The organism is Streptococcus sp. ELY_86, from assembly GCF_058314495.1.
On the sequence record NZ_JBZFUK010000002.1, the window covers coordinates 183,906 to 198,115 of the forward strand.

Genomic DNA, 14,210 nt, shown 5'->3' on the forward strand with positions numbered 1-14,210 from the left:
ACCGCCTTAAAGTTTTTATTGACTCTTTCGAGAATAACTAAATAGCTAATGAATAAGATGACAAAACAGGCCGCAAAAAAGAGACTTATGCCAAGCCCGATATTAAAAAATACATTTGTTAAATTCATAACTCCACTCACCTAATATTCTACAATGATATGAGTTTCCAACAGACGTTCCAGCCTCTTGATAATATCCTCATAATAAGCATAACGCTGCCAATTTTCATGATCAACCAGTTGATAGCCATACTGGAATTGGATTTCATGAATACTGTTTTCGTTATTGAAGCGTATCTTGCTCAGGTTAATACTGATTTCTTCTTCCAGTCCTCTGCGCCAATTAGGATCCGAACTGGTTTGAATAATGAGAAATAAACCATTTCTTAAGTAGAAAACTCTGTCGCTGTCTTCTTTGGACTTAAAGATAGCACGGTTAATCCGCTTAATACTGGCATAGTATTCTTTGGGCTGCGTTTGCTTAAACTGTTCAGCATGTGCCCAGCTGACCAGCATGGTCTGAATGGTAATGCCATCATCATGCTGAGCCTTACGGGCATAATACTCATAGTAGCTCTTAGCCTTAGAAGTCTGAACGGCAATTGCACTTTTTTTCTCTAAAATCAGAGCTTCCAGCTGATTGGCAATCATTAAAATAATAGGCAGAGCAAAAATCAAAACTAAACGGTCTCTCAAGGAAATATAAGAAATACCGATCACAAGAATAAAGGCACTGATAATAAGCGTAAAGAGCTCTGTCCAGGTTACCAGCAAATCAGTCAGAAACCAAGGCGTCAGCACAGCCATAAAAATAAGAAAGCCGTAAATGCCCGCAATCATCGTTCCGTACTGAAAAGAAATATAGAGGCTTGAACCGGCAGCTAACAGCAAGAGCAAAAGCATGCCGGAAAGGTTTAGTAATCGTCTCATTCTGAACTCATTCCCCCATTCCAAACTCTTCCGGGCGCTTACCGCCGTTGAAGTAATAAGAAATAGCATCTAAAATGCGTTCAGAAGCTTGACCGTCTCCGTAAGGATTCTTCGTCTGCGCCATTTTATCATAGGCTGCTTTATTGTCCAGCAAGTCTGTCATCGCACTTCTTACATCAGCTTCCTTGGTTCCTACCAGTTTCAAAGTTCCGGCAACTACACCTTCCGGACGTTCTGTCGTGTCCCGCAATACTAAGACAGGCTTACCTAATGAAGGAGCTTCTTCCTGAACACCGCCGGAATCAGACATGATGAAATAGCTCTTATTCGCCAGATTATGAAAATCCATAACATCGAGCGGTTCAATCAGGTGCACCCGTTTCACATCAGCTAAGATTTCCTTGGCTGCTTCCTGGACAGAAGGGCTGAGGTGAACCGGATAAACAATTTCAACATCGGGGTAGTCGTCCAAAACTGATTTTATCGTTCTAAAGACTCTGCGCATGGGCTCACCTTGATTTTCACGGCGGTGCATAGTGACTAAAACAATCCGATTATCCGGATTAATAGCATCAAGCACCTTGTGATGGTAGTCCTCTTTCACTGTCAGTTCAAGGGCATCAATAGCCGTATTTCCAGTGACAAATACCTGCTCAGCAGGATGATTTTCTTTTAACAGGTTATCCCGGCTTTGGTTGGTCGGTGCAAAGTAAAGGTCTGTTACAACATCAGTTACCTGACGGTTGACTTCTTCAGGAAATGGCGAATATTTATTCCACGTCCTGAGACCTGCTTCAACATGACCGATTTTGATTTGATTGTAAAAAGCAGAGATACTGGCTGCCAGAGTCGTCGTTGTATCTCCATGCACTAAGATGACATCAGGCTTTTCAGTCTTGAGAACTTCGTCAAGCTTGCTGATTACATTGGTCGTAATCGTTGACAGTGTCTGTTCCTTGCTCATAATATTCAAATCATAATCAGGGTCAATGTGAAATGTTTCCAGTACTTGATCAAGCATTTGCCGATGCTGAGCAGTCACAACTGTCACTGCATCAAAACGGTCAGCCTGCTCTTTCAAAGACCTGATCAACGGAGCCATTTTAATGGCCTCCGGTCTCGTACCGAAAACAAGCATAACTTTAATTTTTTTCATGTTTCCTCTTTATGATAATTTTAAATTAATGTATACTAAAATGATACATCTTTGTCATAATATCACTATTTTATTACATTTTCAAGACAAAAAGCTTTGAATTCTTTAAAAAACTTTTCCCTTATTTTATGATTATATTAAAAAACGCCCTTATTAAATAAGAGCGTTCAATTATTCAAAATCCTTGTTTTATTAACCTTCAGCTGAGTTCAAACAGAACAGCATATTTTTCTAATAGAAAAATAAAATTAACAAAATCCATGTTCAACTATTTCATAGATAACAATAAAATTAAATAAATATGATATCTATATTATACTGCTCAAATTGTTTCACATTTAAGAAGCATAGAGCTTCTTGACAGCAGCAACATCAACATCTTGGATACCGTGATAAGAACCTGATGACGCCATGACAGAGGCCTCATTATCATCGTGACTAAGCCCGATAGCATGACCCAACTCATGCTCTGCGGTATGAACGATTCTCTCAAAACTATAGCCGTAGTCCTTGTTCAAAAGATAGTAACGATTGAGCTTAACATCAACATGACTGATACGGTTGGTAACAGCATTGGTTTCAGATTCAGCCAGACCGGCAGCCTGGGAGGCAGCATCTGTATAATCAGTAGCTATAATATCAGCTGATTCTTTATTAGAAACAAGATTAAAAGTGAAACTGCCTGTCGCATTCCAATTAGCAAGGGCTGTCTGATAAGCTTTAATAAAAGTCTCATCAGTTGAAGCTATATAAACTGCAGCTTTGTTCTCAGCCCAGCGGCTGCCGCCTTCATGCTCATAATTATCGGTAGACAATTTGGACATGGTATCTTGAAGGTTGAAATCACTGCTGAAAAAAGTGGAAATTCTATTGAGCTGATTAGAAACAGCAGCCCCAAAATCAGCTTTATTGCTGCTGGTAAAATAGAAAAAAGCTATTGCAATAACTGCCAGAATAATGGCCGTTCGCAAAAGACTCCAAATCAGACTGAAAATTAACCTGGGAACAAAAAATAAAATTCTAATTATTCTTTTCATAAGGAGATGTCCTTTCGTTTTTGTTAGAAAAGACCCAAAACTTTCAAATTACGTTTAAGTATAGCAGGCATTAAAATAAAAAGCAAGAATTTTTTGTGCCGTCACAGATTTTTAAAACTAAAAAGCGAGACAGCAGGCAGCCGGCCTTAGCCTCAGCTTTGCTGTTTCGCTTATAGCTGCTCTTTTATTTAAGGTTCAGCTCTTTAAACTGTCCTTTTTTAACCTTGGTATATCCTTGTTTCTTAAGCAATTTTTCACTTTTCTTTAAACTAATATAAGCTGCCTTTTTACCTGAAGGTGTATCAAGATCTATTTCCGGCAGTTTTTCTGCCAACTCATCAAGATCAGCTTTGTTATAGTCAACACTGAGTTTTTCTACCAAATAGGTATCTTTATAGTCAATGCTTTCTTTGACACCTGTAATACCTTGGTATTTTCCTGCTTCGTCAGAAAGCTTTTCCTTAGCTGCTTCTGCATCATCTACCTTAAGTGCTGCATAGGTTATCGTATTTTGTGTTACCTGTTTAGTGACGCGATCGCTCCCTTTTTTATGGTAGTAAGTCAGCCGGACATCTGCTGTATCTTCTTTAAACATTTGATAATAGACAGCCCTTGTATTGGAAGACTTTGCGCTGGCTGTGTTTTGAACCAGCAGAGCTGTGAGTAAAACTGCAGCAAATGCTCCCAAAACAAAGATAAGTTTCTTTTTCATAAATAAATTCCTCACTTTCCATTTATACTCCTCATTGTAACCTCTTACAAATAACCTGTCAAGCTCTTCAAAAATGAAGCCTTGGCATACAACTAAGACAGCCGCTCTTCTTTTTGGTAGTCAATGGGAAGCCATTCTAAAAGAAAATCAAGCTGTTTTTCCCAATAATACCACTCGTGCCTGCCATGATCCGTACGATAGTCAATATCGAGTCCCAGCTCTTTTAACTTTTGAACAGCAATCTCATTAGCCGGGTAGAGAAAATCTTCATAGCCGCACCAAGCATAGAATTTTGTCTGCTTATCCGATTTTTTTGCCAGTGTCGTTAAAAAATGTTTCTCCAGCTCTTCTTCTTTCTGTAAATCACCAAAAACGCCCTGCCAATAACTTGGCGAACCTTCTGTAGCTTCAGTTAAATTTTTTCCGTCAATACCGATGCCAAGAGCACCTGAAAATGAAGCAGCATGCGAAAAATTATCAGTGGAAAGAGCAATTTTGTAAGCTCCGTAACCGCCCATAGAAAGACCTGCAATAAAGGTTTTTTCGCGTTTTTTTGTCATATTGGGAAAAAAGCGCTGCATCACTTCCGGCAGTTCCTTGGCAATCATGTCATAATAATTAAGGCCGTAAGCGGTATTGGTATACCAGGCTAAATCCGTCGAAGGCATAACCACTATTAAGTTGGTGCGGCGCAGCAGGCGCTCAATCGCTGTGCGTTTCTGCCAGGAATTCTCATTGCCGCCCATGCCGTGCAAGAGATAAAGTACCGGAATATCAGTGTCATTAACAGATTCTTCTTTAATTTCTGCAGCATCCGGATAAATGACATTGACATGGCGTACCATATCTAAGCTTTGTGATTGATATTCTATTTGAAAAAAAGCCATCGTTTTCTCCTCTTTATTTTTGCCTTCATTATAGCATAATTTATTTTCTTTTGATAAACTTAAAAAGAAAGGCAGGAAAGAAAAATGCTTACAATTTACGGCGATTTGACTGACAAAGAAACAAGATGCACAGACTACCACGGTCCGACAGATATTGTCGCTTTGAAATGCTTTGCCTGTCAGAAATACTACCCTTGTTTTAAATGCCACAACCGACATGAAAACCATCCTTTTGAACCTTATCCGCAGCATCTGAAAGAAGACCGGGTCGTTTTTTGCGGAGCCTGTCAAAAGGAGCTGACCATTGAAGACTATAAAGGAAAATCAGCCTGTCCTAACTGCGGCCATCCCTTTAATCCCGGCTGCAGCCGCCATTATGACCGTTATTTTACCGATAACCCCTTCACAAACAGCTAAAAAGAGACCTCTGCATAGCAATAAAAAAGGAAGAGCCAAAATCACTCGCTTTTAAGTGATGATTTTATTGCTCTTCCTTATTTTGATATTCTTTATCCTCTGACTTCCATAACAACCGGTAAAATCGCCGGACGGCGCTTGGTCTGATCGAACAGGAATTTACCGACTTCATCGCGGACAAGAGACTTCAATTCACTCCAGTCAAAATTGTCCTGAGCCAGATAATTTTCAACCGCATTATTAACAATATCAGCGCTTTCACGCAGAATATCCCGGCTTTTTTTCACATAGACAAAACCGCGGGTATTGATTCTTGCCTTGGAAATAATCTTCTTTTCTTTCTTATTGACCGTCAAAGCGACAATAAAAATACCGTCTTCTGACAGAACCTTACGGTCACGCAGGACAATATTGCCCACATCACCAATCGCATTACCGTCAATCATAACATCCCCTGCAGGCACAGATCCCTCATGGACAAAGCCATCCTTGCCGTAAACCATGATGTCCCCGTGCTTCATGATGTAAATATTTTCCGGAAACATACCGATTTCAAGTGCCAAATCAGCATGAGCAGCCAGTTCTCTGTATTCTCCCTGAACTGGGAAAAGGTACTTGGGTTTAAGGAGGTTGATCATCAGCTGAAGGTCGCGACCATTGGCATGCCCTGATACTCGAAGATCCTGTGTAATCAGTCTGACATTGCCGCCCGCCTTATAAATCAGATTTTCAACCTGTGCTACAACAGCTTCTTTAGAAACCGTCGGTGTTGTCACAATGTACACCAGATCTCCGTCTTTAATTTCAACATAGCGGTGGCGGCCGATAGCCATTTTTCTAAGGCCGTTCAAAGGCTCGCTCATCCGGCCTGTCTCTAAAATAATCAGCTCATGATCTTCAAACTTATGCATGTCTTTGGGTTTGACAATGAGCTTTTCATCTACAACTGAGAGCTTTTTAAGGCGGATAGCCGTACGGACGATATTTTCCACATCAAAACCGGTCAGAACGACACGGCGGCCATTATTAGCAGCAGAATCAAAAACCTGCTGGATACGCACAAGGTTAGAGGCCACTGCTGCAACAATAATGCGTCCTTCCCAGTTGGAGATAACCTGCTCCATTTCCACGCCTACTTCTGCTTCACTGGCAATTTGGACATTGCTGTCAGCATTGGCCGAATCTGACAGGAGAGCCAGAACACCGTTACGTCCGATTTCAGCAATGCGGGCTAAATCTGTTTGATAGAGCTTGCTTGCGGCCTGATCAAATTTAAAATCGCCGGTATAGACAATACTGCCTTCCTTTGTACCGACAACAATTCCCAAGCTTTCGGGGATTGAGTGCGTCGTTTTAAAGAAAGAAATTAAAGCATCGCTAAATTCAATTTCAGTCTCAGCATCAACTACATGAAAATTATGAAATTTCTTTGTCGCATCATTATTTTTCACAACCAGTTTAGCCAGCTCAATAGTCAGCTCTGAGCCAAAAACCGGTGCTTTGACATTGGTTAAGAGATAAGGCAGGGCACCGATGGCATCAGCATGCCCGTGTGTCAGAAAGATTCCCTGAACTCGTTTTTTATTTTCAATCAGATAATCCAAATTGGGTATCACCACATCGACACCCAGCTGTTCATTTTCTGGATATTTCAATCCAGCATCCAGAACAAAAATAGAATCGTTGACCTCTGCCAGATAGAAGTTCTTTCCGTTCTCCCGAACTCCTCCCAGGGCCATAATTTTAATGTCAGTCATTAGTTCTCCTTATGTTTTCATAGTGTTTTCAGACAGCATAAGTCGGATGACTTTCTGCCATTTTTTACTATTTTTATTTTCATACAAACGGTCCTCGCCGCCTGCGTTCATGCACAGACTGACAAGTCGAATTACTGCGGGCAATAAAAAATTGCATACATGAGTAGTATACAACTTTTCAGCTTATTTTTCAATTTATTCAAACAGGCCATAGTAGTCGGAAATATCCATTTCAGCCTTTTCTTCAGCTGACAGATCCTGAATAATGCGTCCTTCTTTCATGACCAGCAGCCGGTTGCCGTATTTGAGGGCATCTTCCATACGGTGGGTAATCATGAGGGCGGTCAGATGGTCACGGCTGACAAATTCTTCGGTCAGCTCCATCAGAGCCACGCTGGTTTTGGGATCAAGAGCAGCCGTATGTTCATCAAGCAGCAGCAATTCAGGCCGCTTAATTGTCGCCATCAGCAGGCTCAGAGCCTGCCTTTGTCCCCCTGAAAGGAGGCCTGCCGGTGTTTCCAAATGCTTTTCCAGACCGTTGCCGATTTTATCAATAACTGCTTGAAATTCCTTTTTATGAGCATGGATATTTCGCGAAACAAGGCTGCGCCGCTCTCCTCGGTACTTAGCAATTAAAAGATTTTCAGCGACAGTCATCCTCGGCGCTGTTCCCATTTTAGGGTCTTGAAAGACCCTCGATAGGTATTTGGCACGTTTTTGAGCCGGATAGGCGGTCATATCCTCTCCCATGATAGAAATGCTGCCGCTGGTCAGGCTGAGCGTCCCAGCCAGAACATTAAAGAGCGTGGATTTACCAGCTCCGTTACCCCCAAGAATGGTCAAAAAGTCATGCTCATAAATATCAAGGCTGACATCATCAAGAATTGTTTTATAGTCATCAAAACCATTATTTACTTTAACCGTGGCATTTTTTAATTCAACAACTTTTTTAGTCATCGGGATAGCTTCACTCCTTTAAAAAATTTCTTTTTCAATTCCGGAATCATCAGACAAACAGCCAGCACGACAGCACTGAAGAGTTTGAGGTAGTTGGTTTTAAAGCCCAGAGAAATGACTGCCAAAATTAAAAATTGGTAAAGAACAGACCCGATAACAATCGCTATAAGACGCTCCAGCAGGGTCAGACTTGTTGAAAAGAGCACCTCTCCGATAATAATACTGGCTAAGCCGATGACAATAACCCCAATGCCTTTGGAAACATCAGCATAACCGTCCTGTTGGCTGATAAGAGCCCCAGCCAGAGCAATCAGACCGTTAGACAAGACCAAGCCCATCAGCTCCATCTTATCGGTATTGATCCCAAAACTCTGTGCCATGTCATGATTGTCACCAGTCGCAATATAGGCCTGTCCCAGACGGGTATTCAAAAAGAAAATCATACTGCCGACTGCCAAAATGACAAAGATAAGCCCCAGAACAAGCAAGTTGACACTGCCGGAAAACGGCAGCAGATCCTGTAATTTTCTGGCATTGAGCAAACCCAGATTAGCACGTCCCATAATCATCAGCATGATGGAATGGCAGGAGGTCATGACCAAAATTCCTGACAAAAGAGTAGGAATCTTTCCTTTTGTATAAAGAAGACCCGTTACCAAACCTGCCAGACAGCCTGCCAAAACAGCTATGACAGTTGCTAACAGTGCATTGGTGCCTTGCGTAATTAGCGTCACCGCTACAGCACCGCCCAAGGGAAAAGAACCCTCAGTAGTCATATCCGGAAAGTCTAAAATCCGAAAGGTCATAAAAATGCCCAAACCTAAAATAGACCAAAGAAAACCTTGTGAAATTGTTGAAAGTAACATCTTTTATCCTTCTCTTATAAATATCTTCTATTTTAACACAAAAAAAGGAGGGGGACAAAAATCATTTGTGATTGTTTGATCCTGTCTCCCTCTTGAATAAAGGAAATTTGTCCAGCTTGAAGCAAAAGTCTCTTTTCTTTGATACTTTTTAACTCGCCGCTCGTGAAAAGTTAAATTTATACGGTAATCTGCGGATTTCATTTGCTTATCTTGATAAGCAAATGAAGCTTTTTTTATAGTCTGAATTTGTTTTCTTTAGATATGAATTACTTATTTTTTGCCTTTTTAAGCACGTCAGAAGGAATCGTTACGCCCAGTTCTTTAGCCACTTTTTCATTGACAACAGGGTTTCCCTTGTCAAAGATGTCAACAGGCAGGTCAGAAACTTTTTCTCCTTCAAATAGTTTCACTGCCATCTTGCCAGTAGCAACACCAAGTTCATATTGGTCAACCACAACCGAAGCAAGGCCGCCTTCATCAACCATGGTATCTACGCTTGGATAAACAGGTTTCTTTGCTGCCTTAGCGGCTGATACGACAGTCGGAAAGGCACTGGCAATCGTATTATCCAGCGGAATCCAGACAGCGTCTGCTTTTTCCAGCATAACGTTCATGGTAGTAGCAATCTCGTTGGTTGAAGGAACAGAATACTCCACTACCTTGTAGCCTTTTTTCTCTGCCGTTTTCTTGAATTCGGCAACCTGAGATTTAGAATTATCTTCACTGCTTGAATAGATAATACCGATTGTTTTGACTTCTGGTGTCAGACTTTTTACCAAATCAACCTGAGCTTTGATCGGCGTCTTGTCAGACACGCCCGTGACATTGCCGTCTGGTTTTTTAAGATTTTTAACCAGCTTAGCACCAACCGGATCCGTCACAGCACCCATGACAATCGGGATATCCTTTGTAGCGCTGGCTAAGCCCTGTGCTGCCGGCGTAGCAATCCCGATCAGAACATCATTTTTATGATTAACCAGATTTTGGCTCATGGTTTGAACCTTGCTTTGATCTCCTTCAGCATTCATAAAATCAATTTTAATTTTTTTGCCGGAATAGCCTTCTTCTTTCATGCCGTCTTTAATCCCCCGGTAAATTTCATCCAGAGCATCGTGGCTGACATATTGGAGCACACCGACCTTAAAAGTATCTGACTGAGAGGCCTTTTGATTTTTGCTGCTGAGAGACTGGTAAGCAAGGATGCCGATAACAAGCAGGGCCAGAACCAACAGAACTGCTATTAGACGTTTATTTTTCATAGTTCCTCCTCAAATAAGTCCTGCCTTTATTTTACAGCAATTTTCAGCTTTTTTCAATACAGTTTAAAACGCTTTCGCTGTTCTTTAAGGGCGCATCGAAGCTTTCGTGTGGTATAATAGAAAAGACTAAGAGAAAAGAGGAAAAACCATGTCCTTTGATGGCTTTTTTTTGCATCATTTAACCTTGGAATTAAAAGAACAGCTCCTGGGAGGCCGGATTCAAAAGATTAATCAGCCTTTTGAGCATGAGCTGGTTCTATCAGTCCGCAACAACCGCCAAAATTACAAGCTGCTGCTCTCGGCCCACCCTGTTTTCGGCCGGATACAGGTAACGAAAACGGATTTTCAAAATCCGCAACATCCCAATACTTTTACTATGATTATGCGAAAGTACTTGCAGGGAGCCGTGATTGAACAGATCGAGCAGATTGATAACGACCGAATCATCGAAATCACCGTCTCCAATAAAAATGAAATCGGAGATCAAATCAAGGTTACTCTCATTACTGAGATTATGGGCAAACACAGCAACATTATTTTGACTGACAAAAATGAAGGAAAAATCATTGAGTCCATTAAACATATCGGCTTTTCCCAAAACAGCTACCGAACCATTTTGCCAGGCTCTGCCTATCTGGCACCGCCAAAAACGAGCGGGCAAAATCCTTTTACCATCTCTGATGAAAAGCTCTTTGAAATCCTGCAGACGCAGAATCTTGAAGCCCACAGCCTGCAAAAACTTTTTCAAGGACTGGGGCGCGATACGGCTGAGGCATTAAGCAGCTGTTTAACTGCCGACAGACTGAAAGCATTTAAGCAGTTTTTCAGCCTGCCGGTCTGTCCTGTTTTGACGGAAAAATCCTTTTCTGCGGTCAACTGGAATAACTCTCAGGAAACATTTGCCAGTCTTTCTGATTTACTGGATTATTTTTACCAAGACAAGGCCGAACGCGACCGCATTGCCCAGCAGGCCAGCGATTTGATTCACCGCATTCAAAATGAACTGGAAAAAAATAAGAAAAAACTCAAAAAACAAGAAAAAGAACTGCAGGATACCGATAAGGCAGAAGATTTCCGCCAAAAAGGAGAACTGCTGACAACTTATCTGAATCAGGTCTCTAACAATCAGGACAGTGTCGTGCTTGATAATTATTATACAGGTGAAAAAGTAGCCATTGCACTTGATAAGGCTTTGACCCCCAGCCAGAATGCCCAGCGCTATTTTAAAAAGTATCAAAAGTTAAAAGAAGCTGTTAAGCATCTGGGCGGATTGATCGAAGAGACCAAAGCTACTATCCAATACTTAGAAAGTGTCGATACGGCTCTCAATCAGGCCAGCCTGTCTGAAATCAGCGAGATTCGCGAAGAATTAGTGGAAACAGGTTTTGTTAAGCGCCGCCACAGAGAGAAGATTCAAAAGCGCAAAAAACCTGAACGCTACTTGGCTTCTGACGGTAAAACCATCATTATGGTCGGTAAAAATAATCTGCAAAATGATGAGCTGACCTTTAAAATGGCAAAAAAAGGCGAACTCTGGTTTCACGCCAAGGATATTCCGGGCAGCCACGTCCTCATCAAGGATAATCTCAGTCCCAGTGATGAGATCAAGACTGACGCCGCTGAATTAGCTGCCTATTTTTCTAAAGCCCGTCTTTCCAACCTTGTTCAGGTTGATATGATTGAAGCCAAAAAACTCAACAAGCCAAGCGGGGGCAAACCAGGTTTTGTCACCTATACAGGGCAAAAAACCCTGCGTGTCACTCCTGATGAACATAAGATAAAGGCTATGAAAATTTAAAAACGCGGGACAAAACTCTGCGCTTTCAGCCCAGTTTACAGGTCCCGCCTTCTTATTTTCTGCTGCTAAGCTCCTGCGCATTTGAAGCTTTATTTGTACTTTTTGTAAAATAATACTATAATAATAAAATATTATGGAAAAGGATGAAATTATGTCAGATCAATCAGATACCAAACAGACCAGCCAAGATTCCAACGAACTGGAAAACGGTATGGTCCGCGGTCTGCAGAACCGCCACGTTCAGCTCATTGCCATCGCCGGAACCATCGGAACCGGACTTTTTCTGGGAGCCGGAAGATCCATCAGCCTGACCGGCCCGTCGATCATCATCGTTTACCTGATTACAGGTTTTTTTATGTTCCTGATGATGCGGGCTATCGGTGAGATGCTCTATTACGACCCCGACCAGCATACCTTTATTAACTTTATTACCAAGTATGTCGGTAAGGACTGGGGACATTTTTCGGGCTGGTCCTACTGGCTGTCGCTTATTTTTTTGGGCATGGCAGAAATCACTGCAGTTGCTACTTATGTTCAGTATTGGTTTCCTACCTGGCCGGCCTGGATTATCCAGATTGTCTTTTTGATACTGCTGTCGTCTATCAACTTGATTGCCGTCAGAGTTTTCGGAGAAACAGAATTCTGGTTTGCCATGATCAAAATTGTTGCCATTTTGGCCTTGATTGCGACCGGAATTTTCATGGTACTGACTGATTTTAAAACGTCTCAGGGCCATGCCAGCCTAAGCAATATTACCAACAATTTTGAATTTTTCCCTAAGGGCTGGACGAGGTTCTTTATGGCCTTTCAAATGGTCTTTTTTGCCTATCAGGCTATCGAATTTGTCGGAATTACAACCTCGGAAACGCAAAACCCCAGAAAGGTTCTGCCTAAGGCCATCCAAGAAATTCCGGTTCGGATTGTCATCTTCTACATCGGCGCACTGATTGCCATCATGGCTATCTTTCCATGGCGGGCCCTGCCGGTTAACGCTTCCCCCTTTGTCATGGTCTTTAAACTTGCCGGAATCAAGTGGGCTGCTGCTTTAATCAATTTTGTCGTTTTAACCTCAGCAGCATCGGCACTCAATTCCACCCTTTATTCAACAGGCCGGCATCTTTACCAACTGGCCAACGAAGTTCCTAACCCTGTTCTAAGTTATTTCAAGGCTAATCGCCTGTCACGGACAGGTGTTCCAAGCAGAGCTATTATCATGTCAGCAGTTGTCATTGCTATCTCAGCCTTCATCACTGTGCTGCCGGGAATATCAGATGCTTTTGCCCTGATTACGGCGTCCTCATCAGGTGTTTATATTGCAATTTATATCCTGACTATGATTGCCCATTACAAATACAGACAGTCTGAAGATTTCATGCCGGACGGCTACCTGATGCCGGCTTATAAGCTTTCTAATCCTGTCACCACACTCTTTCTTGCCTTTGTTTTTATTTCCCTCTTTTTGCAGGATTCAACCTATATCGGTGCTGTCGGTGCAACGATTTGGATTATCGGCTTTGGCCTTTACAGCAAGCTCAAATTTAAACACCAGCCATAAACGTGTAAAATTAAAAGTGAGATACAGAATCAGTATTCCTTAGGAATTAATTCTGTATCTCACTTTTTTTGAAAAATCAGCTTTAAGTTCTGCCTTCCGGCTGCCGGTACAGGCAGCTCTTATTCAGACTTTGATCAGCCGTTGGGCTTGCCAGTTATTCGGCCTTGTCAATATCACCGCGAACTTCTTTGGCATTGAACTTCGCAAAAAGATACTGGCGGTCTTGAACAGGAAAACGCTGATCCAGCTGATCAACTGCCCCTACTTCAACCTGACCTTCTGTGATCACATAATCCATGACATGCCCGCCAAAGGTATGATCATCAGAAATAAAATGAAGGTGATAGCCTGCTACACTGACTCCGTGAAAGATTTCCGGCGTCCAGATACCGACAATAGTCCCGGTAATATTTTCTGCTGTGTATTCAGGCTGGTGGGTTGCGACTTCAGCAAATTTTTTGTCTGATGTCGAACGCGGAATCATACGGACGTGCATTTTGGCAAAATTACCGTGAATTTTAATAGAGCGGAAAAGATTTTCGCCGTCATAATAAGATTCTATGCGCGCCTGCAGTTCTTTGTCGGTCATTTCAAAACGCTGTTTAAAGATAACCTCAGCCTGATGGTGAATAACAGCTGCATAAGGAACTTTCATATCATCAGGTACTTCAACAACCTCAGGCTTATCTCCGGATCCTTTAGCCTGATAGGCTTTGCCGTCCAAGACAATAAGCTCTCCGTCAATAGAATCAAGTGTCCCAAGACCCAAATCACCGTACTCCAGCAGTTCGCCTACTGTCAGCGAACCGCCGTAAAGACCAGCCATAAGAGCCCCCAGGGTATTGTACTGAAACAATTTATTGGCTTCCATTTTCAAACT

General features: G+C 42.0%; 13 protein-coding genes. 3 read left to right on the forward strand and 10 right to left on the reverse strand.

All coding sequences use genetic code 11. The annotated features are described in order from the left end of the window. Nucleotides 1-140 precede the first annotated feature (140 nt). The 5 genes from AC4HAN_RS03900 to AC4HAN_RS03920 form a co-directional block, all read right to left on the reverse strand. Nucleotides 141-929, reverse strand: coding sequence for a hypothetical protein (locus tag AC4HAN_RS03900; RefSeq protein WP_491091288.1), 789 nt, complete (start codon nucleotides 927-929; stop codon nucleotides 141-143). 7 nt (nucleotides 930-936) lie between these two features. After that, complete coding sequence (gene wecB / locus AC4HAN_RS03905; protein WP_491091289.1) at nucleotides 937-2,085, reverse strand: non-hydrolyzing UDP-N-acetylglucosamine 2-epimerase; 1,149 nt, start codon at nucleotides 2,083-2,085, stop codon at nucleotides 937-939. A gap of 338 nt (nucleotides 2,086-2,423) precedes the next feature. Continuing rightward, a complete protein-coding gene (locus tag AC4HAN_RS03910) occupies nucleotides 2,424-3,122 on the reverse strand; it encodes a M57 family metalloprotease (protein WP_491091290.1) in 699 nt (232 codons plus the stop codon). A gap of 184 nt (nucleotides 3,123-3,306) precedes the next feature. After that, the gene (locus tag AC4HAN_RS03915) at nucleotides 3,307-3,834 is read right to left on the reverse strand and encodes a DUF1307 domain-containing protein (RefSeq protein WP_491091291.1); all 528 of its coding nucleotides are present in this window, start codon (nucleotides 3,832-3,834) and stop codon (nucleotides 3,307-3,309) included. Nucleotides 3,835-3,926: 92 nt separating this feature from the next. Continuing rightward, nucleotides 3,927-4,721, reverse strand: coding sequence for an alpha/beta hydrolase (locus tag AC4HAN_RS03920; protein WP_491091292.1), 795 nt, complete (start codon nucleotides 4,719-4,721; stop codon nucleotides 3,927-3,929). Between the two features lie 84 nt (nucleotides 4,722-4,805). Between AC4HAN_RS03920 and AC4HAN_RS03925 the strand changes: the two genes are divergently transcribed. Then, complete coding sequence (locus AC4HAN_RS03925; RefSeq protein WP_491091293.1) at nucleotides 4,806-5,138, forward strand: CHY zinc finger protein; 333 nt, start codon at nucleotides 4,806-4,808, stop codon at nucleotides 5,136-5,138. Between the two features lie 92 nt (nucleotides 5,139-5,230). Here AC4HAN_RS03925 and AC4HAN_RS03930 read toward each other — a convergent pair whose 3' ends face one another. The 4 genes from AC4HAN_RS03930 to trpX form a co-directional block, all read right to left on the reverse strand. Continuing rightward, complete coding sequence (locus AC4HAN_RS03930; protein WP_491091294.1) at nucleotides 5,231-6,895, reverse strand: ribonuclease J; 1,665 nt, start codon at nucleotides 6,893-6,895, stop codon at nucleotides 5,231-5,233. 195 nt (nucleotides 6,896-7,090) lie between these two features. After that, nucleotides 7,091-7,852: an ABC transporter ATP-binding protein gene (locus AC4HAN_RS03935; protein WP_491091295.1), complete on the reverse strand. Its 762-nt coding sequence runs from the start codon at nucleotides 7,850-7,852 to the stop codon at nucleotides 7,091-7,093. Then, complete coding sequence (locus AC4HAN_RS03940) at nucleotides 7,849-8,718, reverse strand: ABC transporter permease (protein WP_491091296.1); 870 nt, start codon at nucleotides 8,716-8,718, stop codon at nucleotides 7,849-7,851. The genes AC4HAN_RS03935 and AC4HAN_RS03940 overlap by 4 nt, the downstream gene beginning before the upstream one ends. 266 nt (nucleotides 8,719-8,984) lie before the next feature. Further along, complete coding sequence (gene trpX, locus AC4HAN_RS03945; protein WP_491091297.1) at nucleotides 8,985-9,977, reverse strand: tryptophan ABC transporter substrate-binding protein; 993 nt, start codon at nucleotides 9,975-9,977, stop codon at nucleotides 8,985-8,987. A 148-nt stretch (nucleotides 9,978-10,125) separates the two neighbouring features. Between trpX and AC4HAN_RS03950 the strand changes: the two genes are divergently transcribed. Then, nucleotides 10,126-11,775, forward strand: a complete 1,650-nt coding sequence (locus AC4HAN_RS03950) for an Rqc2 family fibronectin-binding protein (RefSeq protein ID WP_491091298.1) — start codon at nucleotides 10,126-10,128, stop codon at nucleotides 11,773-11,775. Between the two features lie 151 nt (nucleotides 11,776-11,926). Next, entirely contained in the window at nucleotides 11,927-13,330 is a 1,404-nt protein-coding gene (locus AC4HAN_RS03955; RefSeq protein WP_491091299.1) for an amino acid permease, read from the forward strand. Nucleotides 13,331-13,484: 154 nt separating this feature from the next. Here the strand turns inward: AC4HAN_RS03955 and budA are convergent, their stop codons facing one another. Beyond that, nucleotides 13,485-14,201 (reverse strand): acetolactate decarboxylase, encoded by a 717-nt coding sequence (gene budA, locus AC4HAN_RS03960; RefSeq protein ID WP_491091300.1) that lies wholly within the window; start codon nucleotides 14,199-14,201, stop codon nucleotides 13,485-13,487. Nucleotides 14,202-14,210 lie beyond the last annotated feature (9 nt).

Coding starts and splice junctions, on each gene's coding strand:
- AC4HAN_RS03900 (WP_491091288.1), bottom strand. CDS start 929: ATGAGACGATTACTAAACCTTTCCGGCATGCTTTTGCTCTTGCTGTTA.
- wecB (WP_491091289.1), bottom strand. CDS start 2,085: ATGAAAAAAATTAAAGTTATGCTTGTTTTCGGTACGAGACCGGAGGCC.
- AC4HAN_RS03910 (WP_491091290.1), bottom strand. CDS start 3,122: ATGAAAAGAATAATTAGAATTTTATTTTTTGTTCCCAGGTTAATTTTC.
- AC4HAN_RS03915 (WP_491091291.1), bottom strand. CDS start 3,834: ATGAAAAAGAAACTTATCTTTGTTTTGGGAGCATTTGCTGCAGTTTTA.
- AC4HAN_RS03920 (WP_491091292.1), bottom strand. CDS start 4,721: ATGGCTTTTTTTCAAATAGAATATCAATCACAAAGCTTAGATATGGTA.
- AC4HAN_RS03925 (WP_491091293.1), top strand. CDS start 4,806: ATGCTTACAATTTACGGCGATTTGACTGACAAAGAAACAAGATGCACA.
- AC4HAN_RS03930 (WP_491091294.1), bottom strand. CDS start 6,895: ATGACTGACATTAAAATTATGGCCCTGGGAGGAGTTCGGGAGAACGGA.
- AC4HAN_RS03935 (WP_491091295.1), bottom strand. CDS start 7,852: ATGACTAAAAAAGTTGTTGAATTAAAAAATGCCACGGTTAAAGTAAAT.
- AC4HAN_RS03940 (WP_491091296.1), bottom strand. CDS start 8,718: ATGTTACTTTCAACAATTTCACAAGGTTTTCTTTGGTCTATTTTAGGT.
- trpX (WP_491091297.1), bottom strand. CDS start 9,977: ATGAAAAATAAACGTCTAATAGCAGTTCTGTTGGTTCTGGCCCTGCTT.
- AC4HAN_RS03950 (WP_491091298.1), top strand. CDS start 10,126: ATGTCCTTTGATGGCTTTTTTTTGCATCATTTAACCTTGGAATTAAAA.
- AC4HAN_RS03955 (WP_491091299.1), top strand. CDS start 11,927: ATGTCAGATCAATCAGATACCAAACAGACCAGCCAAGATTCCAACGAA.
- budA (WP_491091300.1), bottom strand. CDS start 14,201: ATGGAAGCCAATAAATTGTTTCAGTACAATACCCTGGGGGCTCTTATG.